This window comes from Streptomyces durhamensis, assembly GCF_000725475.1.
Taxonomy (GTDB): Bacteria; Actinomycetota; Actinomycetes; order Streptomycetales; family Streptomycetaceae; genus Streptomyces; species Streptomyces filipinensis.
This window is the reverse complement of the sequence record NZ_JNXR01000009.1, coordinates 123,630-139,754: the sequence shown is the minus strand read 5'-3', so window position 1 is coordinate 139,754 and position 16,125 is coordinate 123,630. Positions and strand designations below refer to the sequence as shown.

Genomic DNA, 16,125 nt, shown 5'->3' with positions numbered 1-16,125 from the left:
GCCCCGGAGGCGCTGTTCCCGCGCTCTTCGGTCACTGGGCGAGAAGCTCCCGCAGCTCCGTCACGATCGTCTGCTCGTCCGTGCCGTCCAGCGCCGCGAGTGCCGCGTGCCAGGCGCCGTGCGCCTCCGGCCGCCGCCCCTGCGCGCGCAGCAGCAGTCCCTGCTGGTGCCGGGCCAGGCCGCCCATGTAGCGGTCGGTGCGGGCGTCGGCCCGGCTGAGCAGCTCGGCGCACTCGTGGGCCGCCCGCTCGGTCTCCCCCAGTTGCCGCAGCGCGCGGACCAGGCCGAGCCGGGTCTGGGACTCGCCGTGCCAGTCGCCGTGGTCGCCGAGGATGCGCAGGCTCTCCTCGAAGTGCCCGGCCGCGGCCCCCGGTTCGCCCAGGGTGAGATGGGCGTAGCCGATGTTGCAGTGCGCCGAGTGCTGCACGATGACCGCGCCGATCGCGTCCCCGATCGCCAGCGAGCGCCGGTGCTGCTCGATGGCGGCGCGCGGGTCGGTGTGCTCGTAGAGGTTGCCGAGGTGGCTGTGGGTGATGGCCTCCCCGTAGGGGTCGTTCAACTGCCGTGAGTACGCGAGGCTCTGCTTCAGCGCCTCCCCGGACTCCGCGAACCGCCCGAGTCCTTCCAGCAGCAACCCGCGGTTGTTCAGGCAGCGCCGGATCCGGGAGGCCACACCGAGCCGCCGCCAGATCTCCAGAGAGCGGTCGGTGAGGGCGAGGGCGTCCTTCTGCCGGCCGGTCAGGAAGTGCAGGCCCGCCAGGTCGCCCAGCGCATACGCCTCGGCCGCCGCGTCCCCGAGCCGCCGCGCCGCCCCGAGCGCGGCCCGCCCCAGCACCTCCATCTCGGCGACCCGCCCGCTGCGCTGGACGTACGGGAAGAGCAGCCGTGCCAGCGCCGAGAGATGGGCGGCCCGGGCCGCATCCGGCGTGTCCGCGTTCCGCGCCACCAGGGTGACGACGTTCTCCAGCTCCGCCTCGCCCCAGGCGAAGGCCTGCTCGGCGGATTCGAAGGACATCAGCCCGGCCACGTCCGCCGTGTGTTCCGGCGGCTGCGCGGAGGTCGGCCGGCGCCGGTCGTCCTGGTCGAGCCCCGGCTCCGCGATCGCCTCCAGCAGCCGCTCGGCGACGGCGGCGTACCAGCGCAGGGCGGTCAGGTCGGGGGCGGGGGCCGGGCGGGAGCCGGATACGGCGGCGGCATCGGCCCGGCCGGCGTGCTCCCGGCGCGGGTCGTGGCCGTCGCGGCCCGGCTCGGTGCCGGGCGGGGCACCGGGTGCCCGCGTGCCGGTGGCTTTCCCCGTTCCCCTGCCCGTGTCCGCCAGTTCGCGGGCGAAGTCACGGACCAGGTCGTGCGGGACGTAGCGGCCGAAGGCGGTCTCCTCCAGCAGGGCGACGTCGACCAGGCGGTCGAGGGCGGCCTCGGCGCGACGCTCGTCGGTGCCGGAGAGGCGGGCGATCAGTGGGGCGCCGTAGGTCGGCAGATCGAGCGCGCCGATGCGGCGCAGCGCGAGGGCGGCGTCCCGGTCCGCCTCGCGCTCGGCGGCGGCGAGGGCGTCGTGGGCGACGGCCAGGGAGCGCCGGACGCTCAGGTCGTCGTACTCCAGATTCCGCAACCGTCCGCCGGTCTCGGCGAGTTGACCGGCCAGCACGTCCGGGGTGAGGGCGCGGCGGGCGGCGAGCCGGGCGGCGACGACGCGCAGCGCCAGCGGGAGCCGGCCGGTCAGCTCGACCAGGGCGTGCCCGGCGTCCAGCCCCTCGCGCCCGCTCACCGCGCGGAGCAGCGCCGCGCTGTCCTCACCGGTCAGCGGGGCGAGCGGGAAGCGCCGGGCGCCGTCGAGCGCGGTCAGCGGCGAGCGGCTGGTGACGATCACCGCGCAGCCCGGCCCGGCCGGCAGCAGCGGCCGTACCTGGGCCGCGCTCGCGGCGTCGTCCAGCACCAGCAGGACGCGGGCCGGGGCGAGCAGCGAGCGGAGCAAGGCGGCTGCGGCGTCCGGGTGTTCGGGGATGCTGCGGGGCTCCGCGCCCAGGTCCCGCAGCAGCGCGGCGAGTGCCTGGGCCGAGGTGAGCGGGGTCATGCCGGGGGTGGCGCCGTGCAGGTTGACGTACAGCTGGCCATCGGGGAATCGTTCCCGCAGGCCATGCGCGACGTCCAGGGCGAGCGCGCTCTTGCCGACGCCCGCCATACCGCTGATGACGGCGATGGCGGGAGCGGGGGCGGGCGGCTCGGTGAGCGCGTTCCGCAGTGCGCGGCGGGCATCGTCGCGGCCGGTGAACTGGGCGGGCGGGGGCGGAAGCTGCGCCGGCCGTGGGGTCTGCCGCGCGTCCGGCGCACCGCCCTCGTGCGGGGCCGCAGCCGCATCCTGCTCCTCGGCGACGTCCGAGCGGTGGTCGGTCGCCGGCTGTTGACGGGCGACGCCCGCCACGCCCGGTCGGCGGGAGTCGCGCACCTTTTCCGCCCGCCGGCGCTCCTCGCCGCTCCCCCGCAGCACCTCGACATGCGCCTCGCGGACCGCCGGGCCGGGTTCGATGCCGAGTTCCTCGACCAGGCGGGCCCGCAGGTCACGGTGCACGGCGAGAGCCTCGGCCTGACGGCCGGTGCGGTGCAGGGCGAGCATGAGCTGACGGTGGTAGGCCTCGCGCAGCGGGTACTCGGCGACCAGCGCCGCCAGCTCGGGAACGATCTCGGCCAGGCGTGCGCCGCCCAGGTCGAGTTCGGCCTCGTAGCGCCACTGCAGCAGGAGCAGCCGCGCCTCCTCCAGGCGCTGTACCAGGGCGTAACCGCCGAGGTCGGCGGGGAGCCCGCTGAGCGGGGTGCCGCGCCAGAGCGCGAGCCCGGCCGTACAGGCCCGTACGACACCCGGCCAGTCCCGCCGGGCATGCGCGGCCCGCGCCTCGGCGACCCGGGCGTCGAAGACATGCACGTCCAACTCGCCGTGAGCGATGCGTAGTACGTAGCCCGGCGGTACGGCCCTGAGCCGGTCGGGGTCGTCCAGGAGCCGACGCAGCCGGGTGACGTGGTTGTGCAGGGAGGCCTGCGCGGAGACGGGCGGCGCCCCGCCCCACAGGGCGTCCTTCAGCGACTCCACCGACACGACCCGGCCCGGCTCCAGCAGCAGTGCGGCGAGCAGCACACGCACCTTGGGGCTGCCGATGGCACGGAGGCGGTTGTCGGCGCCGTCCTTGCCGTCGGGGCGGTCGGTGGTGGGCCCGTCGGGAAGGACACCGGGGGACTCGGTCGAGATTCCGAACGGCGGTCGGTCGTACAGGACCGGTGGTCCCAGCAGTCCGAACCGCAGCCCGCACCGCCGCATCACGCCGCTCCACTGCCTTCCCGCGCGGTCGGGGCCGACCATGCTCCGCGACGAGCGTGCGCCCGCCGTCCCTTGGCGGAAATCCGCCCTGTCCCAGGGGGATTCTCGCCACCTTGCGTCTGCCGGCCCGGCCCCGGATCGGCCAGTTCGGGGGCCTGTTCCGGAAACCGTCGGCAAGTTCCAGCCAACGGGGCCGCAACCTGCCGACGAACCGTTGGCCACATGTTAGCGATCCGTTGGCGAATCCTGATGTGATCATCTCCATCGGATCTGGCCCGACGGCGCGCGCGTATGTCGCGTAACTCGGGGGAGTGTCGCCGCAGGCTGGATCCGGGGACGCAAGGGGCCCCGGTCGGCGGAGGTGAACGCCCGGGGCCCCGTCCCGTTCCTTTCCCCACGGCCCGCCGGCGGAGCGCCACGCCTCCCGGCACGACGCCGACGCCCGGACCACCGGACGAGGCCCCCGCCCCTCAGATCACCGGCGGACGCCCCAGCCGGGTCAGCCGCCACACCGTCCGCCAGCGCATGGGCCGACGCTCACCGGACGGCTCCCGCAGCCCCTCCATGAACCCCGCGAACCATGCCTTCAGGCCCGCCAAGGAGCGGGTGCGGGCGAGGGTGAGCAGCGTCCACACCCCGAGGTGCACGGGGATCAGCGGCAGCGGCAGCCGGCGCCGGACCAGCCAGACGCGGTTGCGGGCGTTGACGCGGTAGTAGATGGCGTGCCGGGCCGGGGAGGTCTTGGGGTGCTGGAGCAGCAGTTCGGGGGCGTACAGGATCTTCCAGCCGGCGTCGGCGGCGCGCCAGGCGAGGTCGGTCTCCTCGTGCGCGAAGAAGAACCGGGCGGGCCAGTCCCCGGTCTCGGCCAGCATCGCCATGCGGAAGGCGTGTCCGCCGCCGAGGAAACCGGTGACGTAACCCCCGCGCAGCGGATCGGACTTGCCCACGCGGGGCACATGCCGCTGCTGGGTCTCGCCGTGCTCGTCGGCGATACGGAAACCGACGATCCCGAGGCGCGGGTCGGCGGCGTACAGGTCCCGTACGCGCCGCAGCACATCGGCGTCGACGAGCAGGCCGTCGTCGTCCAGTTCCACGACGACGTCGACGTCGCCGTACTCCCGCAGCCGGGCGAGGGCGACGTTCCGGCCGCCCGGGCAGCCGAGGTTCTCCTCCACGTCGATGGTGGTGACCTCGCCGGGCAGGGAGAGCCGGCGGGCGAACTCGGGCAGTCGGCAGCCGTTGCCGACGACGACGATGCGGGCAGGGGCCAGATCCTGCTTGGCCACGGACTCCAGCAGGGCGTCGACCTCGGCGGGCCGGTTGCCCATGGTCACCACGGCGACGGCGATCCTCGGCTCCGCCACGTCCCTCACCCCATCCGGCCGACGGCGGCACCGCGCCCTGACCGCGCGGTGCCCACCGTTCACCAAGATGTTGCCTCAGGTCCGCGGGTTCACCGGACCCTGATTCACTTTGCGGCCCTTTTGCTCCCCATTCATCCGCACGTTCCGCGAACCCCGGCCCCTCGCCCGGAGCGGCTGACGACAGCCGCAGCCCGGGGCGCCCCCGGCCGCACGGGGGCGGGGCAGGGCCGACCGGGGGCGGGCAGGGCCGACCGGCCTCGTCGCGAGGAGCCGGACGGCCCCCCGTCGGGGATCTGTCGGCACCCCACCGGGGACCTGTCGCCCCTGTCGACGCCCTGCCGGGCGGTGGAGGCTGCCCGTGACGGCTCGAACCGGAGGTGCGCCGTGGGCAGCGACGACCGACGGGGAGAACAGACGAAGCTGAGGGTGTCCCTGGGCCGCCAGGACGGCTGGACGGTCGCCAGCCTGGCGGGCGAGATCGACATCCTGACCGTACCGGGGCTGCGTGCGCACCTGGGGGATCTCGTGGCCGGCCACGGCGGGCGCCCCCGAGTGATCATCGACCTCGGCGACGTCACCTTCTGCGACGCGCACGGTCTGAGCGCCCTCATCGGCGTTCACCACACGGCCGCCCGGCGCGGGGGCATGGTGCGCCTGGTCGTCCCCCAGGGGCGGGTGCGCAGAATCCTGCGCGTCACCAGGCCGACCCACAACCTCCAGGTGCACGACACCCTGAACGACGCGCTCGCGGTCGACCCCGCGTGAGGAGTCCGCGGGCGCGGCACCAGATGCGGCGGGCGGCCCACTTCGACCACACGTGCGTGCCACCGTTCCGCGTCAAGAAGGCGTAGCCGTACGTCGGTTCGCCCAGGCCTGGGCGCGGAACACTGGGGGGCGTCGATCAGTCCGACTTCGGCGTTCCGTCGACGAAGTGAACTGCCCCCAGAGGGAGTTGGCCACCCGACCTGCCTTTTCCTGGAGGGCGTCCGACTTGCGATCAGGGCCCAGGAGTGCTGGTCTGGAATGGGTAGGGGCAACCGGCATCAGTACCGGCCGAAGTGATTTCCCGAACTGGTATCCAGGCGCCGAGCAGGAAGCAGCTGAGCGCGTCATGTGACCACGGGATGCCCTGCACCGCCCCCCTGCCGGAGGTTCACGATGACACACGTCTCTTCCGCCCGCAGTCCACTACGCCGGATCATTGCCCTGTTCGCGGTGGGCGCCCTGACGCTCTCCCTCTCGGTCACGCTGACGCTCGCCTCGGCGAGACACGCGTCCGCCTTGTGCATCGCAAGTAGGTTTGCGGGAACGTGGCGTTCGTCCGATGACAGGCTGAGCCGTATCGACGTGTGGTCCGGAGAGGACTGCGGCCTCTACGCAAGAGCCTGGTCCACCTGCCGGAGCGACGCGACTCGTGACTGCAGCTGGAGTTCGCGCTCGAAGAAGCTGCAAGACACCCCGGACAGGAACTTCCGGTTCTTCTACTACAACTGGAACAACGCGAACGAGGTGCTGCAGCTGACCCTGAAGAGCGCGAACAACCTGTCCGTGTTCGATCACATCGACTGGACGTCCGGCAAGAAGGAAAGCTTCACGGTCTCGATGACCAAAGATCGCTGAGAGTGCGAAGGGGCTGAGAGTGCGAGGGCTGGAGCTCCCTGCGCCGCCGTCGCACCCGCTGAACGAAAAACCCCAGCTCAGAGAAATCCGGGCTGGGGTTTCAGCGGAGCCGCTTTCGGGATTCGAACCCGAGACCTACGCATTACGAGTGCGTTGCTCTGGCCATCTGAGCTAAAGCGGCGTGTCACTCGCACCCATGGTGCGATCAGCGACGTCGGTAAGTCTACACAGTTTCCGAGGGTGCTTCGTACCAGCCCCGGAGCAGGGGGCTCCGGGGCTGATACGAGGGCTATGAGCAGCGTTTTCCCGCGGTCGGCGGGGTGCCGTGGAGCAGGTAGGTGTTGATCGCCGTGTCGATGCAGGCGCTGCCGCGGCCGTAGGCGGTGTGGCCGTCGCCGACGTAGGTCAGGAGGCGGGCCGAGGAGAGCTGGCGGGACAGGGACTGCGCCCAGCGGTAGGGGGTCGCCGGGTCGCGGGTGGTGCCGACGACCACGATCGGCGCCGCGCCCTGGGCCTTGATGCGGTGCGGCCCGCCCATGGCCCTCACCGGCCAGTAGGCGCAGTTGAGCGACGCCCAGGCCAGGCCGGCGCCGAAGACCGGGGACGCCTTCTCGAAGGCGGGCAGGGCCTTCTCCACCTCGTCGGGGCCGGTGAAGGCGGGCGGCAGGTCCAGGCAGTTCACCGCGGCGTTGGCCATCATCAGGTTGCTGTAGTGCCCGTCCGCGTCGCGTTCGAAGTAACTGTCGGAGAGCGCGAGCAGGCCCGCGCCGTTGTTCTCCCGCATCGCTGAGGCCAGCACCTCGCGCAGCTGGCCCCATGTGCCCTGGTCGTACATCGCCGCGATCACCCCGGTCGTGGCCAGTGCCTCGCCGAGCTTGCGGCCGTCCGCATCACCCGCCGGGATGGGATGCGCGTCGAGCTTGCGGAAGAAGGCCCTGAGGTGGTCGCCGACCTGCGCGGGCGTCGTGCCCTTGCCGCCGAGCGGGCAGTCGGTGTGCCGTACGCAGTCCTTCGCGAACGCCTGGAACGCCGTCTCGAAGCCGGCCGTCTGGTCCAGGTTCAGCCGCCGGGCGTCCAGGGAGGGGTCCATCGCGCCGTCCAGGACCACCCGGCCGACCCGGTCGGGGAACAGCCCGGCGTACGTCGCCCCGAGGAACGTGCCGTACGACGCACCCACATAGTTCAGTTTCGGATCACCCAGTAGCGCCCGAAGGATGTCCATGTCCCGCGCCGCCTCGACGGTGGAGACGTGCCGCAGCAGCCGCGCCGAGCGGGCCCCGCAGCTCTCCGCGAACTTCTTGTCCGCCGTGACCAGCGCGTTCCGCTCCTTCTGGTCGTCGGGCGTCAGATCCGTCTGCGTGTACGCGTCCATCTGGCGGCCGTCCAGGCACTCGACGGGCTCGCTGCGGGCGACGCCGCGTGGGTCCACCGCGACCATGTCGTAGCGCGCGCGGACGTCGGCCGGGTAGCCGACGCCCGCGTAACTCTGCAGGTAGCCCACCGCGGAGCCGCCCGGACCGCCCGGGTTGACCAGCAGCGAACCGAGCGGCTTGCCCTTGCCGGTGGCCTTCTTGCGGGCGACGGCGAGCCGGACGTCTCCGGCGCCGGGCTTGGCGTAGTCCAGCGGGGCCTTCATCGTCGCGCACTGGAAACCGGCGACACCACAGCTGCGCCAGTGCAGCGTCTGGCGGTAGTACGACGACAGCGCCGACGGTGTCGCACGCGGCAGCGCGGCCAGCGCCGCGTCCGTCGTACCGCCGGCCGATGTGGTCGAGCTCCCGGAGGAGCAGGCGGACACGAGCAGGGCGACGGCCGCGAGAACGGTGGCCGTGAGGCGGGCCGTCGTCCGGGTGCGGGGGCCCCGGGGCCGGCGGGGGGATGGCCTGAGGTGCATCAGCCGAGCGTAACGCTGTGCGACGGTTCGAGTGCGGTGGGCGGGGATTATGGCTCGTACGGGGGACATACACGCCTGGCGCGGGCGAACCGGGGGGACGCTGAGGCGGGCCACCCGCGGCCTGCGGTGGTCAGCCCGCCCGCAGTGCCATCGTCATCGCCTCCACCGCCAGCAGCGGCGCCACGTTGCGGTCCAGGGCCTCGCGGCACGCGGCGATCGACTCGATGCGGCGGAGCGTGGACTCCGGAGTGCTGCCGCGTGCCAGTCGCTCCAGGGCGTCCTCGGTGTCGGCGTTGGCGATCGCCACGCGGGAGCCGAGCTGGAGGGCGAGGACGTCCCGGTAGAAGGTGGTGAGGTCACCGAGGGCGACGTCGAGGCTGTCGCGCTGCGTACGGGTTCTGCGGCGCTTCTGCATGTCCTCGAGGTCCTTCATGACGCCTGCCGTGCCGCGCGGCAGCCGGCCGCCCTGGGCGGCGCCCAGCGCCGCCTTCAGCTCCTCGGCCTCCTTGCCGTCCATCTCCTCGGCGAGCTGCTTGGCGTCCTCGGCGGCGGCGTCGACCAGTTCCTGGGCGGCTCTGAGGCAGGCGCCGACCTCGTCGAGGCGCAGCGGCAGCCTGAGCACGGCCGCGCGGCGCTCGCGGGCCGCCGGGTCGGTGGCGAGGCGCCGGGCCCGGTCGACGTGTCCCTGGGTGGCGCGGGCAGCGGCCGCCGCGACGCCGGGCTCGATGCCGTCACGGCGTACGAGCATGTCGGCGACCGCGTCCACGGACGGCGTGCGCAGGGTCAGGTGGCGGCAGCGGGAGCGGATCGTCGGCAGGACGTCCTCCACGGAGGGGGCGCACAGCAGCCAGACCGTGCGCGGGGCGGGCTCCTCGACCGCCTTGAGGACGGCGTTGGCCGATTTCTCGTTCAGCCGCTCGGCGTCCTCGACCAGGATGATCTGCCAGCGGCCGTTCGCCGGGGCGGTGAACGACTTGCGGACCGTGTCCCGCATGTCCTTCACGAGGATCTCGGAGCCGACGGCAGCCACCGAGGTGACGTCCGCGTGCGTGCCGAGCAGCGCGGTGTGGCAGCCGTCGCAGAAGCCGCAGCCGGGGGAACCGCCCAGGGCGCGGTCGGGGCTCACACACTGCAGGGCCGCTGCGAAGGCCCTCGCCGCCTGGTTCCGGCCGGCCCCGGGCGGGCCCGTGAACAGCCAGGCGTGCGTCATCCTCGACGCCTCGGGCAGCGGCTTGTCCGCCGCCACCGCGGTGACGAGGGCGTCGGCGTCCCGCGCGGCCGCGTCGAGCACCGCGCTCACCTTCTCCTGCCCGACGAGGTCGTCCCACACGGTCATGGGTCACGCCGCCCTTCCGTCACACTGCGCCTTCCGCACTCCATTGTGCGGGTGGGCACTGACAACGCGGTGCGTGGGCCGTCGGTGACGCCTGCGACGCGTTCGGTGACGGTGACCGCGGCGAAGTGGAAGAGCGGCACCGACCGCTGTTCCGGTCGGTGCCGCCCTGGGCCCGTGCGCTGAGCCGTGTCCGCGCGGGCCGGCTGTCAGCCGCGGCCGCCCCGGCCTCGGCCCCTGCGGTCCTGATCCTCACCGGGACCGCCGTGGCCCCGCTCGTCGTAGGACCCCAGCAGCTCGTCCGCCAGCGAGGGCAGGTCGTCCAGCGGGGTCTCCTCGGCCCAGTCCGGTCGCGGCCGGCGGCGCGGGGTGCCGTCGGCGTCGATCTGGGGCATCTCACGCGTCCGGCCCTCGGCGCCGTCGGGGCCCGCGGCGGGCCGCTCGTCCCGGAAGAAGCCGGGCGGCACCCGGTCCGTCGGCGCGTCATCCCGCACGGGCGGCAGTACGGCCGTCTCGTCGGCCGCACCCGAGACCGGCGGCAGCACGGCCGTCTCATCGGCCGCACCCGAGACCGGCGGCAGCACAGCCGTCTCGTCCGCCGCACCCGGAACCGCGGGCGGTTGCGGCAGCTCGGCCGTGACCTCGGCCTCGGAGCCGGGCTCGGCCGCCCTGGTCGCCCCGACTTCCCCGGCCGTCTCCCGTCGCTCGTCCGACCGGCTCCGTTCGTCCCGTTCATCCCGTTCGTCACGCACGGGACGCAGGACCGTCGTCTCCTCCGTGCCCGCCCCGCGCATGCCCGGCTCACCCGGTCCCGGAGAGACCACCGGCGTCGGGACCGTCTCCTCGGCGCCGCGCCTGCCCGGCGACACCACCGGCGTGGGGACCGTCACCGCGTCGGAGGCCACGCCCGGCGCGGCGGGCAGGGGTGTGCTGGACCTGCGGGCCGCCGTGTCGGCCGCCGCCGCGGCCTCGGCCGCCTGCCGACGCGCCTCCTCGGCACGCAGCAGAGCCTCCTCGGCCTTGCGCTGCTTCTCCAGGCGCCGGGCGTCCTCCTCGGCGCGCAGCCGGGCCTCCTCCTCGGCCTGCCTGCGGCGCCGCTCCTCCTCGGCCCTGCGACGGGCCTCCTCCTCGGCGCGGGCCTTCTCCTCGGCGAGCAGCCGCTGCCGCTCCTCCTCCGCACGCCGGGCCGCTTCCTCGGCCCGCTGCCGGGCCTCCTCCGCCTGCCGTTCGGCCTCGCGGCGCTGCGCCTCCTCCAGCTCGCGGCGCTTACGCTCCTCCTCCTCGGCGCGCAGCCGGGCCAGCTCCGCCTGGCGCTCGCGCTCCAGGCGCTCCTCCTCGGCCTTGCGCGCGGCCTCTTCCTCGGCCTTGCGACGGGCCTCCTCCTCGGCCTTCTTCCGCGCCTCCTCCTGGGCCTTGATCTCGGCCTCGGACAGCGGCAGCACGGTGTCGAGCCGGTGCCGGATCACGGTGGTCACGGCCTCGGGCTCCTGGCCGGCGTCCACGACCAGGTAGCGGCCGGGGTCGGAGGCGGCCAGCGTGAGGAAACCGGCCCGTACGCGCGCGTGGAACTCCGCCGGCTCCGACTCCAGCCGGTCCGGCGCCTCGGTGAACCGCTCGCGGGCGGCCTCGGGCGAGACGTCCAGCAGGACGGTCAGGTGCGGGACGAGGCCGTTGGTCGCCCAGCGGTTGATGCGGGCGATCTCGGTCGGGGACAGGTCGCGGCCGGCACCCTGGTAGGCGACGGAGGAGTCGATGTAGCGGTCGCTGATGACGACCGCGCCGCGCTCCAGGGCGGGGCGTACGACCGTGTCGACGTGCTCGGCGCGGTCGGCGGCGTACAGCAGCGCCTCGGCGCGGTGCGACAGGCCCGCCGAGGACACGTCCAGCAGGATCGAGCGCAGCCGCTTGCCCACGGGCGTGGCGCCGGGCTCGCGGGTGAGCACGACCTCGTGGCCCTTGGCGCGGATCCACTCGGCGAGGGCCTCGGCCTGGGTGGACTTGCCGGCGCCGTCGCCGCCCTCCAGGGCGATGAAGAAGCCGTTCGCCGCCGACGTCTCGGCCGGGTCGTCGCCGCCGAGCAGCGCGTCCTTGAGGTCCTGGCGCAGCGGGATGCCGGAGCGGTCGTCGACCTTGGCGAGCACCAGCGCCGCGACCGGCAGCAGCAGGGCGCCGACCAGCATCAGCGTGAAGGAGGCGCCGCCGTGCGCGAAGACGAACCTGCCGTCCTCCATCCGGTGCCGGCCGATGAGCCCGGCGACCACAGGGGCGATCAGCGCGCCGAGCGCGATGAAGACCCGGACGACCGCGTGCAGGTGCTCGGTGACGCGCGACCGGCGGTAGTCCTCGGTCTCCTGGTCGAGCAGGGCGTGCCCGGTGTTGGCGGCCACACCCGCGGTGACGCCGGCCAGGGTGACGATCAGCAGCACCGTGGTGACGTCCGGGACCAGCCCCGCGGCCAGCAGGGCGATACCGGTGAAGGCGATCGCGAGGGCGAGCAGCCGACGGCGTGAGAGCGAGGGCAGCAGCGCGGGCGCCGTACGGATGCCGACGGCGACGCCGCCGGTCAGGCCCAGCACCAGCAGGCCGTACAGGACCGGGCCGCCGCCCAGGTCGGTGGCGTGCAGCACGCACACCGACACGGCCGCCGCGATGGCTCCGGCGACCGCGGCGCAGGCGGGGACGAGCAGCGGGATCGCGCCCGTGCGGCCCTTGTCGACGCCGGTGCCGGTGCGCGGGCGGCGCAGGCCCTCCAGCGGGGACCGCGCGCGCGGGGTGCGCGTGTCGGGCAGCTCCAGGAAGGTCAGCACGGACAGGGAGGCGGCGAACAGACCGGCCGCCACATACGCCCCGAGGGCCGCGTGGTGCTGGTCGAACCAGGCCACGCCGGTGCCCAGCAGGTTGTTGAACAGGGCGGCGACGACCAGCGCGGCTGCGGCCAGCGGCACGGCCAGGAAGCTGGTGCGCAGCGAGAGGCGGCGCAGGGCGTCCATGTGGTCCGGCAGCGGCCGCACGGTGGCACCCTCCGGGGGCGGGCCGGGCAGCAGGGCCGGGGCCGCGCTCTCCCGGCACACCGTCCACAGCCGCTCGGCGACGCCGGTGACGAAGGCGGTGACCAGCACGACGGCCAGTGCGTCGTCCGGTGTCCAGTCGATCCACAGGGGCGCGAGGATCAGCAGGGCGGCGCGCACACCGTCGGCGCCGACCATGGTCCAGCGGCGGTCGAGCGGGCCCTCCTGGGCGGTGAGCGTGGTCAGCGGGCCGAGGAGGACCGCGCCGAACAGCAGCGCGGCGAGGACACGGGCCGCGAAGACCGTCGCCACTGCGAACGCCACACCCCGGTATCCACCGCCGAACGCGCCCTCGACGATCGCCGCCTGCAGGGCGAGGACGACCAGGACGAAGAGTGCCAGGCTGTCGCCGACACCGCTCACCAGCTGAGCGCTCCACAGGCGCCTCAGCTGCGGTCGGCGCAGCAGGGAACGGACGGCGCGCTCGCGGGAGTCCGCGATCAGGGCGTCGTCCGGGGCTGCGGTGGGGGCCGTTGGCTGCTCGGCTCGCGTCATGCGTTCAGCCTATCCGCAGCCACCGACACCACACCTCGCCCACCCTGGCATGCACACGCCCCGACACCAAAGTGATGCCGGGGCGTTTGCATGGCGAAGCCGGAGGGACCCTGAGGGCGGGTCAGTCCTCCGCGCCGGAAGCCGTCGTCTTCGAAGCCGTCGCCTTCTTGGCGGTCGTCTTCTTCGCCGTGGTCTTCTTCGCGGCCGCGGTCGTCTTCTTCGCCGCCGTCTTCTTGGCGGCGGTCTTCTTCGCCGGGGCCGTCTTCTTGGCCGGAGCCTTCTTCGCGGTCTTCTTCGCGGGGGCCTTCGCGCGCTTCTCGGCGAGCAGTTCGAAGCCGCGCTCCGGGGTGATCGTCTCCACGCTGTCACCCGAGCGGAGGGTCGCGTTGGTCTCGCCGTCGGTGACGTACGGACCGAAGCGGCCGTCCTTGACCACGACCGGCTTGGCGGAGACCGGGTCCTCGCCCAGCTCCTTCAGCGGCGGCTTGGCGGCCGCGCGACCACGCTGCTTGGGCTGGGCGTAGATCGCCTGCGCCTCCTCCAGCGTGATGGTGAAGAGCTGGTCCTCGGACTGCAGCGACCGGGAGTCCGTGCCCTTCTTCAGGTACGGGCCGTAGCGGCCGTTCTGCGCGGTGATCTCCTGGCCGTCGGCGTCGGTGCCGACGACGCGCGGCAGCGACATCAGCTTCAGCGCGTCCTCAAGGGTCACCGTGTCGAGGGACATGGACTTGAAGAGGGAGGCCGTGCGCGGCTTCACCGCGTTCTTGCCGCTCTTCGGAGTGCCCTCGGGGAGGATCTCGGTGACGTACGGGCCGTATCGGCCGTCCTTGGCGACGATCTGGTGGCCCGTCTCCGGGTCGGCGCCCAGCTCGAAGTCGCCGCTGGGCTTGGCCAGCAGCTCCTCGGCCAGCTCGACGCTCAGCTCGTCCGGCGCCAGGTCGTCCGGGATGTCGGCGCGCTGGTGCTGCTCGGTGTCCTTCTCGCCGCGCTCGATGTACGGGCCGTAGCGGCCGACGCGCAGCACGATGTCGTTGCCCACCGGGAACGACGACACTTCGCGCGCGTCGATCGCGCCCAGGTCGGTCACCAGCTCCTTGAGGCCCCCGAGGTGGTCCCCGTCGCCGTTGCCGGCCTCGGCCGCGCCGCCGGTGGCCGTGCCCTCGCCGAAGTAGAAGCGTCGCAGCCACGGCACGGCCTTGGCCTGACCGGCCGCGATGCGGTCGAGGTCGTCCTCCATCCTGGCGGTGAAGTCGTAGTCGACGAGCCGCCCGAAGTGCTTCTCCAGGAGGTTGACGACGGCGAAGGAGAGGAAGGACGGGACGAGGGCCGTGCCCTTCTTGAAGACGTAGCCGCGGTCGAGGATCGTGCCGATGATCGACGCGTACGTCGACGGGCGGCCGATCTCGCGCTCTTCCAGCTCCTTGACCAGGGACGCCTCGGTGTAGCGGGCCGGGGGCTTGGTGGCGTGCCCGTCGACCGTGATCTCCTCGGCGCTGAGGGCGTCACCCTCGTCGACCTGAGGCAGCCGGCGCTCGCGGTCGTCGAGCTCGGCGTTCGGGTCGTCGGCGCCCTCGACATAAGCCTTCAGGAAGCCGTGGAAGGTGATCGTCTTGCCGGACGCGCTGAACTCGACGTCCCGGCCGTCGGCGGCGGCGCCGCCGATCTTCACGGTCACGCTGTTACCGGTCGCGTCCTTCATCTGGGAGGCGACGGTCCGCTTCCAGATCAGCTCGTAGAGCTTGAACTGGTCACCGGTCAGGCCGGTCTCGGCGGGCGTGCGGAAACGATCACCCGAGGGGCGGATCGCCTCGTGCGCCTCCTGCGCGTTCTTGACCTTCCCGGCGTACGTGCGCGGCTGCGGCGGCAGGTAATCCGCGCCGTACAGCTGCGTGACCTGGGCGCGGGCCGCGGCGATCGCGGTGTCGCTCAGCGTCGTGGAGTCCGTACGCATGTACGTGATGTAGCCGTTCTCGTACAGCTTCTGGGCGATCTGCATGGTCGCCTTCGCGCCGAAGCCGAGCTTGCGGCTGGCCTCCTGCTGCAGCGTCGTCGTACGGAACGGGGCGTACGGCGAGCGGCGGTACGGCTTGGACTCGACGGAGCGCACGGAGAAGCGGGTGTTCTCCAGGGCGGCGGCGAGGGCGCGGGCGTTCGCCTCGTCGAGGTGGAGGGTGTTCGCGCTCTTGAGCTGTCCCAGGGAGTCGAAGTCGCGGCCCTGCGCGACCCGCCTGCCGTCGACGGTCTGCAGCCGGGCGACCAGCGACGACGGGTCCGACGTGTCCCCCGCGCGGCCGGTCGCGAAGGTGCCCGTCAGGTCCCAGTACTCAGCGGAGCGGAACGCGATGCGCTCGCGTTCCCGCTCGACGACGAGCCGGGTCGCGACGGACTGGACGCGGCCGGCCGACAGCCGGGGCATGACCTTCTTCCACAGGACCGGCGAGACCTCGTAGCCGTAGAGGCGGTCGAGGATGCGGCGGGTCTCCTGGGCGTCGACCAGCTTCTGGTTGAGCTCGCGCGGGTTGGCGACGGCCTCGCGGATCGCGTCCTTGGTGATCTCGTGGAAGACCATCCGCTTGACGGGGATCTTCGGCTTGAGGACCTCCTGGAGGTGCCAGGCGATCGCCTCGCCCTCCCGGTCCTCATCGGTGGCGAGGAACAGCTCGTCGGAGTCCTTCAGCAGGTCCTTGAGCTTCTTGACCTGCGCCTTCTTGTCAGCGTTGATCACATAGATCGGCTGGAAGTCATGGTCGACGTCCACACCGAGGCGACGGACCTCGCCGGTGTACTTCTCGGGCACCTCCGCGGCGCCGTTGGGGAGGTCGCGGATGTGCCCGACGCTCGCTTCGACGACGTAGCCGGGGCCGAGGTAGCCCTTGATCGTCTTCGCCTTGGCAGGCGACTCGACGATGACGAGTCGGCGGCCGCCCTGTGCGGTCTCGCTGGTCGGGGACAACTTCGCTCTTCTCTCCGGTCGACGCTGGGGCCTACCCGGGCCTTGGTCCCGGGGGCGGCGTGCTTGGTGCTCGTGTGGTGCTGCGGAGTGT

General features: G+C 73.1%; 8 protein-coding genes and 1 tRNA gene. 2 read left to right on the top strand and 7 right to left on the bottom strand.

What is annotated here, in order from left to right; translation table 11 throughout:
- Positions 1-31: 31 nt before the first annotated feature.
- A complete protein-coding gene (locus tag IO33_RS0115510) occupies positions 32-3,307 on the bottom strand; it encodes an AfsR/SARP family transcriptional regulator (RefSeq protein ID WP_031164989.1) in 3,276 nt (1,091 codons plus the stop codon).
- 470 nt (positions 3,308-3,777) lie between these two features.
- Complete coding sequence (locus tag IO33_RS0115505) at positions 3,778-4,671, bottom strand: glycosyltransferase family 2 protein (protein ID WP_031164987.1); 894 nt, start codon at positions 4,669-4,671, stop codon at positions 3,778-3,780.
- 384 nt (positions 4,672-5,055) lie between these two features.
- Between IO33_RS0115505 and IO33_RS50415 the strand changes: the two genes are divergently transcribed.
- A complete protein-coding gene (locus tag IO33_RS50415; RefSeq protein WP_051926758.1) occupies positions 5,056-5,436 on the top strand; it encodes an STAS domain-containing protein in 381 nt (126 codons plus the stop codon).
- A 393-nt stretch (positions 5,437-5,829) separates the two neighbouring features.
- Complete coding sequence (locus IO33_RS50410) at positions 5,830-6,291, top strand: hypothetical protein (RefSeq protein WP_157857855.1); 462 nt, start codon at positions 5,830-5,832, stop codon at positions 6,289-6,291.
- Positions 6,292-6,398: 107 nt separating this feature from the next.
- Here IO33_RS50410 and IO33_RS0115490 read toward each other — a convergent pair.
- The 5 genes from IO33_RS0115490 to topA all read right to left on the bottom strand — a co-directional run bounded on the left by IO33_RS0115490 (position 6,399) and on the right by topA (position 16,034).
- Positions 6,399-6,472 (bottom strand) — tRNA-Thr (locus IO33_RS0115490).
- Between the two features lie 108 nt (positions 6,473-6,580).
- Positions 6,581-8,185 carry an alpha/beta hydrolase gene (locus IO33_RS0115485; protein ID WP_031164981.1) on the bottom strand — a complete coding sequence of 535 codons (1,605 nt, stop codon included), beginning with the start codon at positions 8,183-8,185 and terminating at the stop codon, positions 6,581-6,583.
- 130 nt (positions 8,186-8,315) lie between these two features.
- Positions 8,316-9,521: a DNA polymerase III subunit delta' gene (locus IO33_RS0115480; protein ID WP_031164979.1), complete on the bottom strand. Its 1,206-nt coding sequence runs from the start codon at positions 9,519-9,521 to the stop codon at positions 8,316-8,318.
- A 206-nt stretch (positions 9,522-9,727) separates the two neighbouring features.
- Complete coding sequence (gene tmk, locus IO33_RS0115475; protein WP_031164977.1) at positions 9,728-13,081, bottom strand: dTMP kinase; 3,354 nt, start codon at positions 13,079-13,081, stop codon at positions 9,728-9,730.
- A gap of 121 nt (positions 13,082-13,202) precedes the next feature.
- The gene (gene topA, locus IO33_RS0115470) at positions 13,203-16,034 is read right to left on the bottom strand and encodes a type I DNA topoisomerase (protein WP_031164975.1); all 2,832 of its coding nucleotides are present in this window, start codon (positions 16,032-16,034) and stop codon (positions 13,203-13,205) included.
- Positions 16,035-16,125: the final 91 nt, after the last annotated feature.

What these genes read in the sequence shown, in the direction of transcription:
- IO33_RS0115480 (WP_031164979.1), bottom strand. Translation starts at nt 9,521, where the DNA reads ATGACCGTGTGGGACGACCTCGTCGGGCAGGAGAAGGTGAGCGCGGTG.
- IO33_RS0115485 (WP_031164981.1), bottom strand. Translation starts at nt 8,185, where the DNA reads ATGCACCTCAGGCCATCCCCCCGCCGGCCCCGGGGCCCCCGCACCCGG.
- tmk (WP_031164977.1), bottom strand. Translation starts at nt 13,081, where the DNA reads ATGACGCGAGCCGAGCAGCCAACGGCCCCCACCGCAGCCCCGGACGAC.
- IO33_RS0115510 (WP_031164989.1), bottom strand. Translation starts at nt 3,307, where the DNA reads ATGCGGCGGTGCGGGCTGCGGTTCGGACTGCTGGGACCACCGGTCCTG.
- IO33_RS50410 (WP_157857855.1), top strand. Translation starts at nt 5,830, where the DNA reads ATGACACACGTCTCTTCCGCCCGCAGTCCACTACGCCGGATCATTGCC.